The organism is Micromonospora sp. Llam0, assembly GCF_003751085.1.
In the GTDB taxonomy this organism is placed as follows: domain Bacteria; phylum Actinomycetota; class Actinomycetes; order Mycobacteriales; family Micromonosporaceae; genus Micromonospora_E.
The window spans coordinates 5,436,597-5,454,447 of record NZ_RJJY01000001.1 but is presented as its reverse complement, the minus strand read 5'-3'; the positions used below and the strand labels follow the sequence as shown (position 1 = coordinate 5,454,447).

Genomic DNA, 17,851 nt, shown 5'->3' with positions numbered 1-17,851 from the left:
GCGCGGCCGTACCATCGCAGCCATGACCGCGCACGTCACCACCCCTGCCGCGGCCCTGGCCAGCGATCTGCCGGGCTGGGCGACCCTGGTGCGGGCACCCAACCCCGGGCCGATGACGCTGGACGGCACCAACACCTGGGTGCTGCGCCAGCCGGGCGAGCGGTACGGGGTCCTCGTCGACCCGGGTCCGGCCGACGCCGGCCACCTCGACCGGCTGGCGGCCCATGGTCCGTACTCGATGATCCTGGTGACCCACGGGCACCCGGACCACGTCGAGGCGGTGCCGGCGGCGGCCGAGCGGTTCCAGGCCCCGGTCCGGGGCCTGACCGTCGACCACCAGGTGCAGGAACCGGACCGGCTCGGCGACGGGACCGTGCTGGACGTCGCCGGCCTGACCGTCACCGTGCTGGCCACCCCCGGTCACACCGCCGACTCGGCCTGCTTCCTGGTCGCCGGGCCGGACGGGCGGCAGGCCGTGCTCACCGGCGACACCATCCTCGGCCGGGGCACCACCGTGGTCGCCTGGCCCGACGGCGACCTGGGCGACTACCTGGCCAGTCTGCGGCGACTCGCGGCGTACGACGAGGTGACGGCGCTGCCGGGGCACGGCCCGGCGCTGACCGACTGCGCCGCCGCCGCCCGGTTCTACCTGGCTCACCGGCAGGCCCGGCTGGACCAGGTCCGGCAGGTGGTGGCCCGGGGGGTGACCGACCCGGCGGCCGTCGTCGCCGAGGTGTACGCCACCGTCGACCGGGCGTTGTGGCCGGCCGCCGAGTGGTCGGTCCGGGCGCAGCTCGCCTACCTGCGCGCCTCGACCGACGACACGGCCGGTGACCGGGAATCGACACCGGGGCGGACCGGGTTGGACCGGCAGTGACCTGCCCGGTGTGCGGAACCGTCGCGGTACCCGGCGCGCGGTTTTGCCACAACTGTGGCGGTGCGCTGCCGGCGGCCGCCTTCCTGCCGGCGGCCGAGCGCCGGGTGGTCACCGTGCTCTTCGGCGATTTGTCCGACTTCACCTCGTGGTCGGAGGATCTCGACCCGGAACGGGTCGGTGCCGTCACCGACCGGGTGCTCGCCGCCCTGGCCGGGGCGGTCAAGACGTTCGGCGGGCATGTCGACAAGCTGACCGGCGACGGGATCATGGCGGTCTTCGGCGCCCCGGTCGCCCACGAGGACGACGCCGAGCGTGCGGTACGGGCCGCGCTCAGCATGCAGCGTGCGGTGCGTCGGGTGCTCGACGACGAGCGCGGCGGCGGCGCTCCGCTCGGCCTGCGGGTCGGCCTGAACACCGGTGACGTGGTCGCCGGCATCCAGGCGGCCATCGAGTACACGGTGATCGGCGACACGGTCAACACCGCCGCGCGGCTCGCCGACGCCGCGGCGGTCGGCGCGGTGTACGCCGGCGCCGTCACCGTCACCGGCACCCGGCACGTCGCCGCCTGGCGGCAACTGCGTCCGCTGCGGCTGAAGGGCAAACGCGCCCCGGTCGAGGCGTACGAGCTGCTCGGTCTGCACGACGCGCCCGGCACCCGGTCGGGCATCGGCGACCAGGCCCCGTTCGTCGGACGGGAGGCCGAGATCGGCCGGCTGGCCGGCCGGCTGACCGAGGTGATCGACCACGGCGATCCGCGGGTGCTGGTGCTCACCGCGGAGGCCGGGATCGGCAAGTCCCGGTTCGCCGTCGAGGTCGAGCGGTACGCCGCCGGCTACGACGTCGGCACCGGGCGGTACGCGGCACCCACCGGCGCGCGGGTGCTCTCGGTACGCTGCGCCGCCTTCGGCGAGCGGCGTCGGCTGGCCCCGCTGGCCGACCTGGTGCGGATCGCGGCCGGGCTGCCCCGGGACAGCTCCACCGCGGTCACCCGCCCGGTGGTCGAGGAGCGGCTGCGCCGCCTCGGGCAGCGACTGGCCCGGGTCCGTCCGGAGCCGCCGCCGATCTCCGTCGACCTGCTGCTGACCCTGCTCGGGTACGCGGACCCGCCGGCCGCCGCGCACCCGTCGTCCGGGCCGGCCGATCTGACCACGGACGCTCCGGTACTCGACGCGGAGTCGATCCCGAGCGCGGTGGCCGACCTGCTCAGTGCCCTGGCCCGGGAAGCGCCGCTGCTGATCGTGGTCGACGACCTGCACGACGCCCTGCCGGACACCGTCGAGGTGCTCGGCGAGACGCTGTCCCGGCTCACCGGTCCGGTGCTGGTGCTGCTGCTCGGCCGACCCGAGCTGGTGCGTACCGCCGGGGTGCTGACCGGGGTGGCCGACGCCGAGGTGCACGCGTTGCCGCCGCTGCGCGGGGCCGACGCGGCCCGGCTGCTCACCTCGTACCTCGGCGGTGGGCGGCTGCCGCAACCGGACGTGGACCGGCTGCTGGCCACCGCCCAGGGCAACCCGTTCTACCTGGCCGAGCTGGTCACCCTGCTGATCGAGCGGGGCGCGCTGACCCGGACCGGTGCGTCGGCCGACGCCGACGGCGGCGACAGCGCGGACTGGCGGCTGGCACCCGGTTCGCTGAGCAGCCGGCTGCTCTCCCGGGACCTGGCCGCGGTGCTGGCCGCCCGGATCGACGCGTTGCCGGCCGACGCCCGGTCGGTGCTGCGGGACGCCGCGGTGGTCGGCGACGTGGTGCCGGACGGCACCTTGGAGTCGTTGCGGGACCGGCGGGACGGCCGGCCGGCGGCGGTGGTGGCGGTCGAGCTCGACCGGGCGGTCGAGGAGTTGCTGCAACGGCGCATGCTGCACCGGACCCGGGTCGGTTTCGCCTTTCCGACCCCGCTGATGCGGGAGGCGGCCTATGCCGGGATCGGCAAGGCCGACCTGGCGGAGCGGCATGCCTGCCTGGCCCGGTGGGCGGCCGGGGCCGACGCGCCGGCTGCGGTCGGCACCGGCCCGGCGAGCGGCGGGCCGGGTGGGATGAGTCCGGCGTTGCGGGACGTGTTCGTCGCCGACCACGTCGAACGGGCTGTCGGCCTGGCCGAGGCGGTCGGGCTGCGCCCGGACTCGGCGGCCCGCGCCGTCGGGCCGTTGGGGGTCGCGGCGCTGGGCCGGGCGGCCCGTCGGGCGATCGCGGTCGGTGAACCGGAGCTGGCCGTGGAGTACGCCGAGCGGGCGTCCGCGCTCGGCGGGGACGCGGTGCCAAAGGCCGACCGACTGGTCTACGCCCGGGCGCTGCTGCAGACCGGGCGGCCGGCCGAGGCGCTGGCCACCGCCGAGAAGGTGCTCGCCAACGCCGGCGAGGACGCCGCGGCTCGGGCCGGTGCCCTGCTGGTGTCCGGCCGGGCCCACCGGGCGGTGGGCGACGCCGCCCGTGCGGTGGCGGTGTGGCGCGAGGCGTTGCAGGTGGCCACCGACGCAGGGCTGCCCGCCGAGCGGGCGGAGGCGATGCGCCGGCTCGGGATGGCCGACTTCCTGGCCGGTCGGCTCAGCCGGGCGAGCAGCCGGTTCGCCGCCGCGTACCAGGTGAACCTGGCAGCTGGCGACCGGCGGGGGCAGGCCTGGTCGCTGCAGAGCCTGGCGTGGGTGACCACGATGCGCGGCGACTTCGCCGGCGCCGACGCGGTGCTGAACCGGGCGGCCCGGCTCTTCGTCGAGCTGGACGACCCGGTGGGGCGGGCCTGGCTGCGCGGCACCACCGCGTTCGCCCGGCTGCTCTCCGGCCGGTTGGCCGACGCCCGCCGGCTGGCCCGGGTGTTCCTGCCGTTCGGCGAGCGGGTGGGGGAGGCGTGGGCGGTCGGCACGCTGCGGGCGGTCGAGGCGTTCGCCGCGGCCGAGCTGGGCGAGCTGGCCGAGGCGGACCAGTCGGCGCGGCGCGCGTACCGGGACTTCGACAGCGCGGCCGACGACTGGGGTCGGGGCTTCGCGTTGCTGGCGCGGGGGGCGGTGGCGCGCGGGCTCGGCCAGTGGGAACACGCCGCCGATCTGCTCTCCGACGCGCTGGCCCGGGGGGAGCGGATCGACCATCCGTTGCTGATCGGGATGGCCGGGACGCTGCGCGGGTTCGTCGCGCTGGAGCGCGGTGACGTGGCCGGTGCCGAGCGGTTGGCGCAGTCGGTGCTGACCTCGGTGGAGCCGCACAACCCGTTGGCCGCCGTCCAGGTGGCGCCACGGGTGCTGCTCGCCTCGGCGCGGCTGGCGGCGGGTGACCCGCCGACCGCGGTCGGGCTGCTGGCACCGGTCGCGACCGCGATGGACAGCCCGGCGGTGTTGTTCTCCCAGCGGCAGACGTTGGCCCGGTACGCGGCGGCGTTGCTCGCCGACGGGCAGCCGGAACCGGCGCTGCACTGGGCCCGGCGGGCGCTGGACGCGCCGGCCGAGGACGTCCGCAGTCAGGTCGCCGGGTTCGGTGTGCTGGCCACCGCGCTCGCCGCCAACGGCGAGCGGGTGGCGGCGCGGCAGGCGGCTGACCGGGCGGTCAGCCTCGCGTACGGCACCGAGCAGGTCAGCGAGCGGGCGGCCGCCGAGGCGATCAGGTCCGCTGTGGATGACGGTGGCCTGGTCGGCGGGGTGGATCATGGCGGACCCGGGGATGCCGGCCGGCCAACGCCCTCGCTAGCCTGACCCCCACCGTGCTCCACCGTGGGCGCACTGTGGCCGGAGGGAATCCGATGAAGCTGCCCCGTTCGGTATCCGGATGGACCGTCGCCGTGTTCGGGGCGATGGCCCTGCTGCTGGGCGCGGTCGGCCTGGCCCAGCCCGATGTCCTGCTCGTACTGCTCGGGTTCGACACGCTGCCCACCGGGCAGCGGGCCGCCGGCGACTACACCCGTACGTTCATGGCGGCGTCGTCGATGGCCTCGTTCAACATGGGCGTCTACTACCTGTTGGCGGCGGTCACCGACTGGCGGCCGTTCTTCCTGTTCTCGGTGATCTTTCGGCTGGTCACCACGGTGGTCTTCGCTGTGGTCGTGGTCGCCGAGGTGGCTCCGGTGCGGTTCGTCGGGGTGGCGGCCTGGGAAGGGCTCGGCGCGGTGGTGACCGGGGTGGCGTTGCTGACTGAACGTCGCCGTCGGGTAGGCGTACCGTCGTCCGGCACCGGCCGGTCGGCTGGCGACGGCTGACCCGGGGCCCGGGGTCGCCCCGGCTGTCCGGGGTCTTGGGTACCGTTTACCGTGTGAACGACAGACTGCCGAGTGCGCTGCCGTTCCCCACAGTGCCTGGACTGTCAGATTTGTCAGTCTTTGCCAGAGGCGGCTACGCCACCGTCTACCGCGCGGTCCAGGAGTCGGTCGGCCGGGAGGTCGCCGTCAAGGTGGAGAACCGGGCTCTGGACAACGAGCGGGACCAGCGCCGGTTCATGCGGGAGGCGCGTGCCGCCGGGCGGATGTCGTCCCATCCGCACGTGGTGGACCTCTTCGACGTCGGCGTCACCGGGGATCTCCATCCGTACCTGATCATGGAGATGTGCGACGGCTCGTACGCCGACCGGATGCGCACCTCCCCGCTGGACGCATTCGAGGCACGCGACGTCGGAGTCAAGATCGCCGACGCGCTCGCCGACGCCCACCATCTCGGCGTCCTGCACCGGGACGTCAAACCGGCCAACATTCTCTACTCCCGGTTCAACGAGCCCGCGTTGGCCGACTTCGGCCTGGCGGTGCTGGTCGAGCACCGCGACGCCTCGGTCACCCTGGAGGTGCTGACCCCGGCGTACGCGCCGCCCGAGTCGTTCCAGCACCGTCCGCCGTCGGCCGCGGCCGACGTCTACGCGCTCTGCGCCACCCTGTACGCCATCATGCGCGGCAAGCCGCCGCGGTGGGACGACGAGCGCAACCCGAGCCTGGTGGCCCTCCTCGAGATGTTCGACCGGCCGCTGCCGGACCTGCCCGGGGTCAACCCGGCGCTGACCGACGTACTGCGCCAGGGGATGGCGAACGATCCCGCCGCCCGACCGCCGGCGGTCATGCTGCGGGACATGCTGGCGGCGGTACCGCTCGGTCAGCACTGGAGCCCGGCCGCCCCGCATCGGCCGCCGTTCTCGATCGCACCGGTCTCCGGCGGGCCACCGACCGGTTCGAACAGCTGGGCCGACCCGACGACCCCGGTGCAGTCCGGGCCGGAGCGCAACTCGTCCTGGAGTGTTCCGGTGCCGCCCCCGCCGGAGCCGGGCCCGGTGCCCGGGCAACGACCCGGCCCGCCCGGCCCACCGCCGTCGGCCGACGGCCAGTCGGCTGCCGACCCGGCTGCCGGTCCGTCGCCCGGCCGACCGGGTACCTCGCCCGACAACGCCGTCCGCTCCTGGCTGCGGACCCTTGCCGGCGGGCTCGGCCTGCTGGTGCTGCTCGCGATGACCAGCCTGGGCACCTGGATCGTGGCCAAGGGCTCAGGTCCCACCACGTTTCCCCCGATCACCGGGCCCGACCAGCGGACGACCGGTGCGGTGGCCAGTGAGAGCCCGGGCAGCGAGCCCACCGGCGGTGGTCCGGCGGGCGCGGTGCTGCCGAACTGCCATCTGACGCTGCGACCGGAGCTGCGCTGTCCGGACGATCTCGAATGCTTCAACGGCCGGGTGTCGAACTCTCCGCGTACCCTGATCGCGACCGCCTGCACCGGCCGGCACACCTGGGAGACGTTCGCGGTCGGTGAGCTGCCGACCCGGTTGCGGGCTGAGGACCATGCCGCGATCCGGTCCGACCCGGCCGTCGTCGAGGCCTGCGGGGCGGAGAGCTTCCGGCTGTTCACCCTGCGGATGGACGCCAGTGACTGGCAGTACGCGGTGCTGCTGCCGGATCCGGCGGACCTCGCCGCCGGCGACCACCAGTACCGGTGCCTGGCGGGCAAGGGGCCTGGTCAACTGTTCGGCCCGACCCTGGCTGCCCGATAACCGACATTCGGTGCAAGTCTCGCCTGTCCGACTATCCGGGCGGTTAGCCTGACCTGGCAGTTCTGCAACCGCCGAGCGGCCGAGGTGACCGATGGAGCAGCCGGAACCGGGGCAGCCGTCCCGGCTCAGCCGGTGTCTGGTGACCGGTGCCAGCCTGGCCGCCGTCGCCACCCTGATCATGGTCGCCTTCACCTGGCCGGCGGTCTACGCCGAGCCGCACGGCGTACCCGTCGGTCTGGTGGCCGCGGAGCCGGAGTCGACGACGATCGTCGCGGCGCTGGAGCAGGTCCGGCCGCACGAGTTCACCGTCCGCCGGTACCCCGACCGCGACGCGGCGGTGCAGGCCATCCGACACCGCGAGGTGTACGGCGCCGTGGTGGTCGACGGCGGCCCGGAACTGCTGGTCGCCTCCGGTGCCAGCACCATCGCCAGTCAGTTGATCGGCGCGCTCACCGGAGTGCTGAACCCGGCCGGGCAGACCACGGCCGACCGACCACCGGTCACCGACGTCGTTCCGCTCTCCCCGCACGACGAGCGGGGTGCCGGGCTCAGCGCCTTCTTCTTCCCGCTGCTGCTCGGCGGTCTCAAGGGTGGCATCTTCATCGCGATCGGCATCCAGGGCACCGCCCGACGGCTGCTCACCCTGGTCGTACTTACCGTGATCGCCGGTACGGCGGTCGCGGTGGTCGGTCAGTACGCGTTCCGGATCCTGAGCGGCTCCTTTCCGCTCAACGCGGCCGCGAGCGGGTTGACCGTGGCGGCCATCGCGGCAACGGTGATCGGCCTGCGCAACCTGTTCGGGCTGCACGGCGTCGGCGTCGGCACCGTGCTGATCATGCTGGTCGGCAGCCCGATCTCCGCCGCTACGCTGCCGGTCGAGTTCCTGCCCCGGCCGTGGGGCACCATCGGCCAGTTCTTCCCACCCGGGGCGTCCGTCTCGTTGATTCGCGCCATCTCGTATTTTCCGGACGCTCCGACCCTGCCGCAGTGGTTCGTGCTCTGCGGCTGGACGCTGGCCGGCTGCCTGCTGGCGCTGCTGACCCGCAACCGCCCGTCGGCCCGTACCCGGTCGACCACCCCGCCCAGCACGAAGATCGCCTGATCCGGCCGGCGCAAAGCTCGCCTGATCCGGCCGGCGCGACTCGGCGGTGTCAGGTATTGCCGGGAGCCACTACATTGAGCGGAGCCGGCAATGTGGACGGCTGCCCGACACGCAATCGATCCTGACTGCCGCAGTCGTGAGGTTGCCATGACTGACAGATCCACCGAGTTCCGCACATACATCGATCACCGCACCCGGCAGACGATGACCACGCTGGCGGTTGCCGCGACCTTGGTGCTGGTCGCTCTCGTCGCCTGTGAGGACAACCAGCCGCCGGACCGGCCGACCGTGCGGGATCTCCGGGAGGCCTCGACCATCAGCGACCAGACCGAGTTGCGGATCGGCGTCAATATCGACATTCCGCTGATGTCGTACCGGCGAAACAACGCGTACCACGGTTTCGACATCGAGATAGCCCGCTACATCGCCGACTCCCTCGGCTTCGGCGACCAGAGCATCACGTGGGTGCCGCTGGACACCGAGGACCGGATCGAGAAGCTGCGCAGCGGCGAGGTCGACATCGTGGTGGCCAGCTTCTCCATCACCGAGGAACGTAAGAAGCGGGTCGGGTTCGCCGGCCCGTACCTGATCACCACACCCGAGGTGCTGGTCGCCACCGAATTCGTCGACGAGATCACCACGATCACCGATCTGAACAGCGAGGAGTACACCGTCTGCGTCGCCGGTGGCTCCACCACCGAGGCGATGCTCAGGGAACGGGGGATCCCGCACCAGCAGGCCGACAATCCGGCCGCCTGCCGGGACGGCATCCTGGCCGGCGACTTCCAGGCGATGGTCTCCGACGAGACGATCCTCGCCGGACTCCGTTCGGAGAACCCCGACGAACTCGCCATCGTCGACATGCCGTTCGGCGTGGAGGAGGAGTTGGGCATCGGGGTGCCGGTCGAGGACGAGAACCTTCGTGACCTGGTCAGCTATTTTCTGGACAAGAGTTACCAGCAGGACCAACGGGACGAAGCGAACGCCTGGGAGACGGCGTACAACAACCACCTGGGGCGGTGGCTCGGCGAGGCCGATCAGCCCCGGCCGGACGGCGCGCCCGACCTGGTGGACCACGACGACAAGAACCGGCGGTGACCGCCGCCGAGCGCCCGGTCGACGAGGCGGACCGGCGGAACCGGGCGGCGCAGCAGTTCTGGAGCGTGGTGGTTGGCGCCCCGGCGATCATCTCGGTGCTCCGGCTGGTCGTCGAGGCCGGCGGCGAGCTGCAGACCACCCTGCTGCTGGCCGCCAACGTCAACCCGGTGAACCTGGTCGCCGCCTTCGTCAGCACGGCGAGCCGGGTGGTCTCCGGTGCGATGATGGCCCTGTTCGCGATCAGCGCGGTGCTGACCGTCAGCGTCGACAACGACCAGCGGCGGTGGGCGCGCCGAGGGCCGCCGCTGCTGGTCCGCTGGATGCGGGTGGTGCCCGTCTGGTTTCTGATCGTCACCCTTCTGGTCGCGGTCGTGACCTGGAAGATCCTCTATCTGCCGCTGCTGCTGCCGGCGATCGCGGCCACCGCCCAGCTGCGCACCCGTACCCCGGACGAACACCGCACGGCCGGGGAGTCGCCGGACGGTCGTCGGACGAACCGGCTGACCCTGTTCGGCCTGCTGCTGATCGGCTACTACGGCCTGCTGGCGCCGACCCTGGCCGAGGCGGCGGTCACCGGTGAGTGGTTCGTCGCGCTGATCCTGGGCGCTCCACCGCTGCTGGCCCTCGTGGTGACCGGTCCGGTGCTGCCCGGCACGGTGCACCTGCTGGTCGCGACCGGCCAGCTCACCGTCATGATCGCGCTGGCCTGGACGTCGTACTCGGTGGCCACCGCGCCGGTGCTGCCCAGCACGGTGACCACCGTCGGGGTGCCGGGCGGGGAGACCGAGCACATCCGGGGCAGCGTGATCGCGGTCGACGACGCGAGCGTGGCCATCCTGCAGGAACAGGGCGGTGTCCGGTACGTGCCGACCGACGACGTCGACGCGCAGGTGCTCTGCCCGAGCGAGGCGGACCTGCCCCGCTACCGCCTCTGGGTGCACGGGTTCCACGTCGAGGACTCGCTGCTGCAGGCGTTGGGGCGGGAGGTCCGCCCGGTCACCCCGGTGGACGCGGTCTGCCGGGCGACCGCCTCGGTGCGATGATCCGGCGCCGCCCGGTCCGGGCAGATCCGCCGGTCACCCTTGTCCGTAGGGTCACACCCGGGCGCGCCGGGCGAGCCGCTCGGGGTCGAGGATGATGATGCTCTTGCCGTCGAGCCGCAGCCAGCCCCGGGAGGCGAAGTCGGCCAGCGCCTTGTTGACCGTCTCCCGAGACGCCCCGACCAGCTGGGCGATCTCCTCCTGGGTGAGATCGTGGGTCACCCGCAGCACCCCGCCGTCGCGGGTGCCGAACCGGCCGGCCATCTGCAGCAGGTTCTTGGCGACCCGCCCCGGCACGTCGGTGAAGATCAGATCGGCGAGGGCGTCGTTGGTCCGGCGCAGCCGTCGGGCAAGCACCCGCAGCAGCTGCTCGGCGATCTCCGGTCGATTGTTCAGCCAGGGCCGCAGCGCCTGCTTGCGCAGCCGGGCGAGGCGGGTGTCGGTGACGGCGGTCGCGGTGGCGGTACGCGGCCCGGGGTCGAACAGCGACAGCTCGCCGACCATGTCCGACGGGCCCATCACGGCGATCAGGTTCTGCCGGCCATCGGCCGCCCGCCGGCCGACCTTGATCTTGCCGGTGAGCACGATGTACAGGCTGTCACCCGGCTCACCCTCGTTGAAGACGACCTCACCCTTGCGGGCCTCGATCGTCTCCATCTCCTTGGCGAGTGCCTCGGCGGCCTCCGGGTCCACGCCCTGGAAGATCCCGCTACGAGCCAGCACCTCGTCCATCGCGCACCTCCGCCTGCGCGGCGTCCGTTCCTCGGCACCCCAGCCGTGACCAGCCGCGCGCAGTCAGTCTAGGTGCACTCCGCCCCTGGCCGGATGCGCACCCTCCGAATCTTGATCCAGGAGCGTAACCCAACAGGGTGGATCCGTCGTTAATATGCGGCGCCGCGCACGCCGACCGGTCACCGCCGTGCGACCGGCGGACGCCGTATCGTCGACCGGTGTCTCCCGACGTCGCCCGCCCATGGTTCACCACCCGCACCGAGGACGGCCGGACCCTGCCGTACGCCTGCTGGGCGCTCACCGAGCCGCTGCTGGCCATCAGCTCCGCCCCGCTGGGCGGCGGGATCGGACTGCGCTGGTGGGTGATCAACGCGACCGTGCCGATGTCGTACCGCCGCGACGACCCCGACACCCACCTCGTCGCGCTGGCCGAGCAGGCCGACCTGCGCGGGCCCGGCGTCGGCCTGCTCACCGGGGTGGACGTGCGTCGGATGGTGACCCGCGACGAGGCCGGCGTGCAGGTGTGGGCGACCGTCGGGCTCGGCACCCCGGTGCTGGCCGCCGCGCCGAGCGCCGCCGGCCTCGCACCGCCGCCGGCCGGGACGATCAACATCGTGGCGGCGCTTCCGGTACGGCTCGGTGAGGCCGCCCTGGTGAACGCGGTCGCCACCATCACCGAGGCGAAGACCCAGGCGCTGGTCGAGCTCGGACTGCGGGCCACCGGCACGGCGACCGACGCGGTGGTGGTGCTCTGCCCGCCGGACGGGCCCGAGCAGCGGTACGGCGGTCCCCGGTCGACGTGGGGCGCGCGGCTCGCCCGGGTGGCGCACGCGGCGGTACGCGGTGGCACCGGCCAGCATGGTGGCGCGACGGACCCGCAAGGACGGCAGATCGGACACGGGGACAAACCAGCCGGACGGTTGTCGTCGCCGGGGACTCCCGGCCGGTAGGGTCACGCCAGTGAGTGACGCCCAGCGTGCCGCCCGGGGGCGCCGGCGGCAGGAGCCCGCCGCAGGCCGACCCGTCCTGTCGATCGTCGTGCTGACCGCCGTTCTGCTCGGTGCCGTGCTGATCGGCATCGTCGCGCTCGGTGGGGTCGGCCGGTCCGGAACCGAACCGCAGTGGCAGTCGGCTGCCTCGCCGACGGTGGCGTCGCCGACCGCCACCGCGTCGCCGGAGCCGCAGGCGATCTCGATGTCGGCCACCGGCGACATCGTGCTCGGCAACGCCCCCGATCGGCTGCCGCCCGACGGCGGTGCCGGCTTCTTCGACTCGGTGGCCGAGGCCCTCGCCGCCGACCTGGTGATGGGCAACCTGGAGGAGCCGCTGACGGTCGACACCGGGACCGGCAAGTGCGCCCCGGACGCCACCCAGTGCCACCAGTTCCGGGCCCCGCCCGAGTACGCGGCCCACCTGCGTGACGCCGGGTTCATGCTGCTCAACCAGGCCAACAACCATGGGTACGACTACGGCGAGGCCGGATACCGCAACACCCAGCAGACGCTGGAGGAGCACGGTATGCGGCACACCGGCGCGCTCGACCAGATCACCGTGCTGGACGTCGACGGGGTGAGTGTCGCGGTGGCCGGCTTCTCCTCGTACTCCCCGCCGAACAACAGCCTGATCAACCTGGACGCCGCGGCGGAGGTGGTCCGGCGCGCCGACGAGCAGGCCGACCTGGTCGTCGTGCAGGTCCACATGGGTGCCGAGGGAGCGGAGATGACCCGGGTCACCCCGGGCACGGAGTTGTTCGCCGGAGAGAACCGTGGCGACCCGATGGCCTTCGGACGGGCGATGATCGACGCCGGGGCGGACCTGATCGTCGGCCACGGCCCGCACGTGCTGCGCGGCATGGAGTTCTACCAGGGCCGGCTGATCGCGTACAGCCTCGGAAATTTCGCCGGTGGCGGCGGCACGTTGAACAACAACGGCCGGCTGGGCTGGGGCGGGGTGCTGAAGGTGACCCTCGACCCGGACGGCGACTGGGTCGACGGCGAGTTCGTTGCCACGTACATGAACGGCAGCGGTCTGCCCGTCGTCGACGAGCAACGCCGAGGGCTCGACCTGGTCCGGGAGCTGAGCGGGTCGGACTTTCCGCAGACCGGCGCCGAGTTCGACGATGACGGCACCATCTCACCGCCGTCGGACTGACCCGCCGACGTAGGCTGACCGGTGTGACACCGCCAGCCCCCCGAGCCGCGAGCGCCCCGGTCGCGGCCACCGGAACCGCGGCCACCGGGCCTGCGGCAGCCCGGGCCGTGCGCACCGAGACCGACCTGGGGCGCAAACGTCGTGCCCGGCGGATGGCGAGACTACTGGCGCAGACCCATCCCGATGCGCACTGCGAGCTCGACCACGACGGTCCGCTGCAGTTGGCGGTCGCCACTATCCTGTCCGCGCAGTGCACCGACAAACGGGTCAACGAGGTCACCCCGAAGCTGTTCGCCCGCTACCCGACGGCTGCCGACTACGCCGCCGCCGACCGGGCCGAGCTGGAGGAGCTGATCCGGCCGACCGGGTTCTTCCGGAACAAGGCCAGCTCGCTGATCCGGCTCGGCCAGGCATTGACCGAGCGGTACGCCGGTGCGGTACCACGCCGTCTGCCGCAGCTGGTCGAGTTGCCCGGGATCGGCCGCAAGACCGCGAACGTCATCCTCGGTAACGCGTTCGATGTGCCCGGCATCACCGTCGACACCCATTTTCAACGGCTGGTCCGCCGCTGGGCGTGGACCGACGAGTCCGATCCGGTGAAGATCGAACACGCGGTCGGCGCGATGATCGAACGCCGGGACTGGACGATGCTGTCCCACCGGGTGATCTTCCACGGCCGACGGGTCTGCCACGCCCGTAGACCGGCCTGCGGCGCGTGTACGCTCGCCCCGCTCTGCCCGGCGTACGGCACCGGTCCGACCGCCGCAGCCGAGGCGGTGAAGCTGCTCAAGGGCCCGCGCGCGAGGGAGCTGGCCGAGCAGGCCGGAATCCCCGCCGACCTGGTGCCGGCGGCGGCCGTCGCCGCCGAGGTGCCATGAGCGCCGGCCGCCCGTCGGGGCTCGGCCGTCGGCTCGGGCCGGGGTCGTTGTTCGCCGCCGTCCTGGTGCCGTTGCTGCTGGCGGCGTCCGGTTGCACCACGGACCCGGGTGCTGCGGCGGGCGACGCTGCCGGAGCGTCCGGACCGGTCCCGTTCGCCGACTGCGCCGGCCTGACCGCGCCGCCCGCCGCAGCGGCCGGTGCCGTGCCGCAACCGTCGACCGTCGCCGCGCCGCAGCCATCTGCCGCTGCCGGTAGCCCGTCGGGCGGCGGCACTCCGCTGCCCGACGTCAGCCTGGCCTGCTTCGCCGACGGGACGGTCGTCGACGTCGCGGCGGTACGCGGGCCCGCTGTGATCAACTTCTGGGGCTCCTGGTGCAAGCCCTGCCGGGAGGAGCTGCCGGCGCTGCAACGCCTCGCCGACCGTACCGCCGGACAGCTGCACCTGATCGGCGTCAACACCTACGACGACCGGGATCCCGCCGTCGCCGTCGCCGAGGATCTGGGGCTGCGGTTCCCGAGTCTGGTCGACCGGGACCGGCAGCTGCTGCTGGCGGTCGAGCGGGTCGGCCTGCCGCTGACCCTGTTCGTCGACGGTGACGGGGAGATCCGTCGGACGTACGAGGGCACCGTCGACGACGCCACGCTCGCCGACCTGGTCGGGCGCGAGTTGGGCCTGGCGGTGGCCCCGTGACCGGCCCACCGCCCTCCGAACCGTTGCCGGCCTGGTGGCAGCCGTTGCTCACCCGGGTACGCTCCGCCCGTACCGCCGATTTCACCCGGGTGGCGACCCCGGCCCGGGGTGGTCGACCGAGCGCGGTGCTGGTCCTGCTCGGCGAGCATCGGCCGGGTGAGCCCGACGTGTTGCTGCTGCAGCGGGCCGCGACCATGCGCAACCACGCCGGGCAGCCCGCGTTCCCGGGCGGCGCGGCCGACCCGGGCGACCGGGACGCGCGGGCGACCGCGTTACGGGAGGCCGAGGAGGAGGTCGGGTTGGACCCGGGCAGCGTCACCGTGCTCGCCCAACTGCCCCGGCTGTGGATCCCGGTGAGCGGCTTCGTGGTCACCCCGGTGCTCGGCTGGTGGCATCGGCCACATCCGGTGCATCCCCGACAACCGGAAGAAGTGGCACATGTCACTCGACTGCCGGTTGATGAGCTGGTGGATCCGGACAACCGACTCCAGGTACGCCACCCGAGCGGCTGGGTGGCACCGGCCTTCCAGGTGCGCGGCATGCTGGTCTGGGGATTCACCGCCGGGGTGCTGTCCGCCCTGCTGGACATGGCCGGCTGGGCCGGAGCCTGGCCGACCGGTCGGATCATCGACCTGCCGCCCGAGCCGTCGCCCGGCGGCGACCCGTCGGCCGCCGGTCTGCCCGACACGCTCGGTGACCGGGCCGGCGGCGCTGCGGCAACTGTGGACGGCTCCGCCGGCCTGCCGGGCTGACCGCCGGCCGCCACGTCCGTCTGCCGGCCAGGCCGCTCGCCCGGTGCCCGTAGTCTTGACGGGTGTCCGCCGTCGACGTCGTGCTGCTGCTGCTCATGCTGGTATTCGCGATCAGCGGTTACCGCCAGGGATTCCTGATCGGGGTGCTGTCCTTCGCCGGGTTCATCGGCGGCGCACTGGTCGGTCTGCAGCTCGGGCCGCTGCTGGCTGAACAGTTCGTCGACACAGTGGCCCGGGTCGTGGTGTCACTGGTCGCGGTGTTCGGCCTCGCCGTCCTCGGCCAGGCACTGGCCGGCTGGGCCGGCTCCCGGCTGCGGCACGCCATCACCAGCCCGGTGGGACGCCGGGCCGACGACCTCGGCGGGGCGGCGATCTCGCTGGTGGCGGTGCTGCTCGTGGCCTGGCTGGTCGCGGTGCCGCTGGGCTCCTCCGCGATGCCCGGCCTGGCCGGGGCGGTACGCAACAGCGCCCTGCTCAACGGCATCGACCGGGTGATGCCACCGCAGGCGCAGGCGTTGTCCAACGCGCTGCGGGACACCGTCGACACCCGCGGCTTCCCGGACGTCTTCGGCGGGCTCACCCCGACCCGGGTCCGCGAGGTGCCGGCCCCGGACCCGGCGTTGGCCGGTTCCGAGGTGGTGGCGAACGCCCAGCGGTCGGTGGTCAAGGTGCTCGGCTCCGCGCCCCGCTGCTCCCGCCGGATCGAAGGCTCCGGGTTCGTCTACGCCGAGGACCGGGTGATGACCAACGCGCACGTGGTCGCCGGTACGCAGACCGTGGCGGTGGAGGTTCTGGGCGAGCGGCACAACGGCCGAGTGGTGGTCTACGACCCGGAGCGGGACCTGGCGGTCATCTACGTGCCGAACCTGCCGGCTCCGGTGATGCCGTTCGCCGACCGTCCGGCCCCGACCGGTGCCGACGCGATCGTGCTCGGCTTCCCGCTGGACGGGCCGTACGATGCGCAGTCCGCCCGGGTCCGCGACGTCGGGCCGATCACCGGCCCGAACATCTATGACGACGGTGAGGTCCTCCGCGAGGTCTACACGATCCGCGCGCTGGTCCGGTCCGGCAACTCCGGGGGCCCGCTGGTCGCGGCCAACGGACTCGTACTCGGGGTGATCTTCGCGGCGGCGGCGGACGACCCGAACACCGGATTCGCGGTCACCGCCGAGGAGGCGTCGTCGGTGGCGGTTCTGGGAGTACGGAGTACCCGCCGGACCGCCACCGGGGAGTGCGCCTGACGTCGCTGCGGGCAGCCGCCGTCGTCATCCGCATCCGCCGGGCCAGCCAGCTGCCGATGACGGCCGTGACCAGCAGCAGCAGACCGCTGCTGAGCAGCCCTTGGCCGCTTTCACTACGCTGTCCGCTGATCGGCCCGATCGCCCATCCGGCCCCCTGGTCGCCGGTGTCCTGACCGCCCATCCGGGTCGAGCCGCCGGCCAGCGTCGGCGCTGCGGACTCCAGACCGGGGGCTGGGCCGAAGCCGACCACCCCCGGGGTCCGGTTGTCGTCGAGCGGATTGCGCGGCACCGCGTCGACCCCGTCGGTCAGCGCAGCCACCGGATCGACCAGGCCGAAGCCGTAGCGGTCGTCCCGGCCCGGCGTGCCCAGGTCGCGGGCGGTCTCGATGAGCCGGGTGACCACCGTGCCCGCCGACATCTCCGGGAATCGGGACCGGATCAGTGCCGCGGTCGCGGCCACCAGGGGCGCGGCGAAACTGGTGCCCTGCACCTGCCAGTAGCCGTCGGGTCGGGCGCCGACCAGCCCGGTGGCGGGTGCGGTGAGGACCGTCTCCGGCCCGGTGATCGAACCGGCCCACAGTTGCTCGCCACCGCGGTCCATCCCGGCGACGGCGACGACGCCCGGTTCCCGGGCCGGATACCAGACCCGCGACGTGCCGTTGGCAGAGACGTTGCCGGTGCAGGCGACCACCACGACGTCGCTGGCGAACGCGTAGTCCAGCGCGGCGGCCAGCTCCGGGCTGTCGCCGCTGCCGCCCAGCGACAGGTTGATCACCCGGGCCCCGTTGTCGACCGCCCAGCGGACCGCCTTGGCGACGACCAGCGCGTCGTCGTAGCGGTTCTCCTCGTCGAGCACCCGGACCGGCAGAATCCGGGCGTCCGGGGCGAGCCCGAGCACCCCGTCCTCGTCGTCGTCACGTCCGGCGATCAGCGCGGCGACGGTGGTGCCGTGCCCGACCGGGTCGGACCAGCCGTCACCGTCCTCGACGAAGTCGATCCCGGGTAGCACCTGGCCGGCGAGGTCGATGTGGCTGGCGTCCACCCCGGAATCGATCACCGCGACGGTGACCCCGGTGCCGGTGGCGTACTGCCAGGCGGTGGTCGCCGACAACTCCCGCAACTGCCACTGTTCGTCCCGGATCGGGTCGTACCGGACGGGAAGCGCGGCGGTCGCCGCCGCTGCCGACCCCGTGCCGATGCGTCCCGGCTCCAACCCGGGTCCGGGCGGCGCGGCCGGGCCGCTGACGGCGGTCACCAGGACCAGCACCGCCCCGGCGAGCCAACGGGCGGCGCTGCGTGGATGGCGCGGCAACGACGTCACAATCTGGCCTTCTCACCCCAGCAGAAA

At 73.3% G+C, this 17,851-nt stretch carries 14 protein-coding genes and 1 pseudogene; 13 read left to right on the top strand and 2 right to left on the bottom strand.

Annotated elements, in window-relative coordinates:
* Positions 1–22 precede the first annotated feature (22 nt).
* From EDC02_RS23765 to EDC02_RS23735, 7 genes and pseudogenes are all read left to right on the top strand, one after another.
* Positions 23–877: an MBL fold metallo-hydrolase gene (locus tag EDC02_RS23765; RefSeq protein WP_123603860.1), complete on the top strand. Its 855-nt coding sequence runs from the start codon at positions 23–25 to the stop codon at positions 875–877.
* A pseudogene (locus EDC02_RS23760) lies at positions 874–4,458 on the top strand (adenylate/guanylate cyclase domain-containing protein); the annotation flags it as partial. The gene EDC02_RS23765 and the pseudogene EDC02_RS23760, both read left to right, overlap by 4 nt.
* Before the next feature lie 143 nt (positions 4,459–4,601).
* Positions 4,602–5,054 (top strand): hypothetical protein, encoded by a 453-nt coding sequence (locus EDC02_RS23755; RefSeq protein WP_123603858.1) that lies wholly within the window; start codon positions 4,602–4,604, stop codon positions 5,052–5,054.
* Between the two features lie 53 nt (positions 5,055–5,107).
* The gene (locus EDC02_RS23750; protein ID WP_123603857.1) at positions 5,108–6,817 is read left to right on the top strand and encodes a serine/threonine-protein kinase; all 1,710 of its coding nucleotides are present in this window, start codon (positions 5,108–5,110) and stop codon (positions 6,815–6,817) included.
* Positions 6,818–6,908: 91 nt separating this feature from the next.
* Positions 6,909–7,919, top strand: a complete 1,011-nt coding sequence (locus tag EDC02_RS23745) for an ABC transporter permease (RefSeq protein WP_123603856.1) — start codon at positions 6,909–6,911, stop codon at positions 7,917–7,919.
* Between the two features lie 147 nt (positions 7,920–8,066).
* A complete protein-coding gene (locus EDC02_RS23740; RefSeq protein ID WP_233606255.1) occupies positions 8,067–9,017 on the top strand; it encodes a transporter substrate-binding domain-containing protein in 951 nt (316 codons plus the stop codon).
* Positions 9,014–10,060 carry a hypothetical protein gene (locus tag EDC02_RS23735; RefSeq protein WP_123603855.1) on the top strand — a complete coding sequence of 349 codons (1,047 nt, stop codon included), beginning with the start codon at positions 9,014–9,016 and terminating at the stop codon, positions 10,058–10,060. Before EDC02_RS23740 ends, EDC02_RS23735 begins: the two co-directional genes overlap by 4 nt.
* Before the next feature lie 51 nt (positions 10,061–10,111).
* On the opposite strand, the gene EDC02_RS23730 is transcribed toward EDC02_RS23735, so the two are convergent.
* Positions 10,112–10,789, bottom strand: a complete 678-nt coding sequence (locus tag EDC02_RS23730; RefSeq protein ID WP_123603854.1) for a Crp/Fnr family transcriptional regulator — start codon at positions 10,787–10,789, stop codon at positions 10,112–10,114.
* 218 nt (positions 10,790–11,007) lie between these two features.
* Here EDC02_RS23730 and EDC02_RS23725 point away from each other — a divergent pair, with 218 nt between their 5' ends.
* The 6 genes from EDC02_RS23725 (at position 11,008) to EDC02_RS23700 (ending at position 16,503) form a co-directional block, all read left to right on the top strand.
* Entirely contained in the window at positions 11,008–11,739 is a 732-nt protein-coding gene (locus EDC02_RS23725; RefSeq protein WP_123603853.1) for an adenosylcobinamide amidohydrolase, read from the top strand.
* A 76-nt stretch (positions 11,740–11,815) separates the two neighbouring features.
* Positions 11,816–12,940, top strand: a complete 1,125-nt coding sequence (locus EDC02_RS23720; protein ID WP_370461558.1) for a CapA family protein — start codon at positions 11,816–11,818, stop codon at positions 12,938–12,940.
* Positions 12,941–13,092: 152 nt separating this feature from the next.
* The gene (gene nth, locus EDC02_RS23715; RefSeq protein ID WP_123605093.1) at positions 13,093–13,818 is read left to right on the top strand and encodes an endonuclease III; all 726 of its coding nucleotides are present in this window, start codon (positions 13,093–13,095) and stop codon (positions 13,816–13,818) included.
* Complete coding sequence (locus EDC02_RS23710; RefSeq protein ID WP_123603851.1) at positions 13,815–14,510, top strand: TlpA disulfide reductase family protein; 696 nt, start codon at positions 13,815–13,817, stop codon at positions 14,508–14,510. The genes nth and EDC02_RS23710 overlap by 4 nt, the downstream gene beginning before the upstream one ends.
* Positions 14,507–15,262, top strand: coding sequence for a CoA pyrophosphatase (locus tag EDC02_RS23705; RefSeq protein WP_233606254.1), 756 nt, complete (start codon positions 14,507–14,509; stop codon positions 15,260–15,262). The genes EDC02_RS23710 and EDC02_RS23705 overlap by 4 nt, the downstream gene beginning before the upstream one ends.
* A gap of 62 nt (positions 15,263–15,324) precedes the next feature.
* Positions 15,325–16,503 carry a MarP family serine protease gene (locus EDC02_RS23700; RefSeq protein ID WP_123603850.1) on the top strand — a complete coding sequence of 393 codons (1,179 nt, stop codon included), beginning with the start codon at positions 15,325–15,327 and terminating at the stop codon, positions 16,501–16,503.
* Here the strand turns inward: EDC02_RS23700 and mycP are convergent.
* Complete coding sequence (gene mycP / locus EDC02_RS23695; RefSeq protein WP_123603849.1) at positions 16,424–17,824, bottom strand: type VII secretion-associated serine protease mycosin; 1,401 nt, start codon at positions 17,822–17,824, stop codon at positions 16,424–16,426. The two genes, EDC02_RS23700 and mycP, sit on opposite strands and share 80 nt — an antisense overlap.
* Between the last annotated feature and the right edge of the window lie 27 nt (positions 17,825–17,851).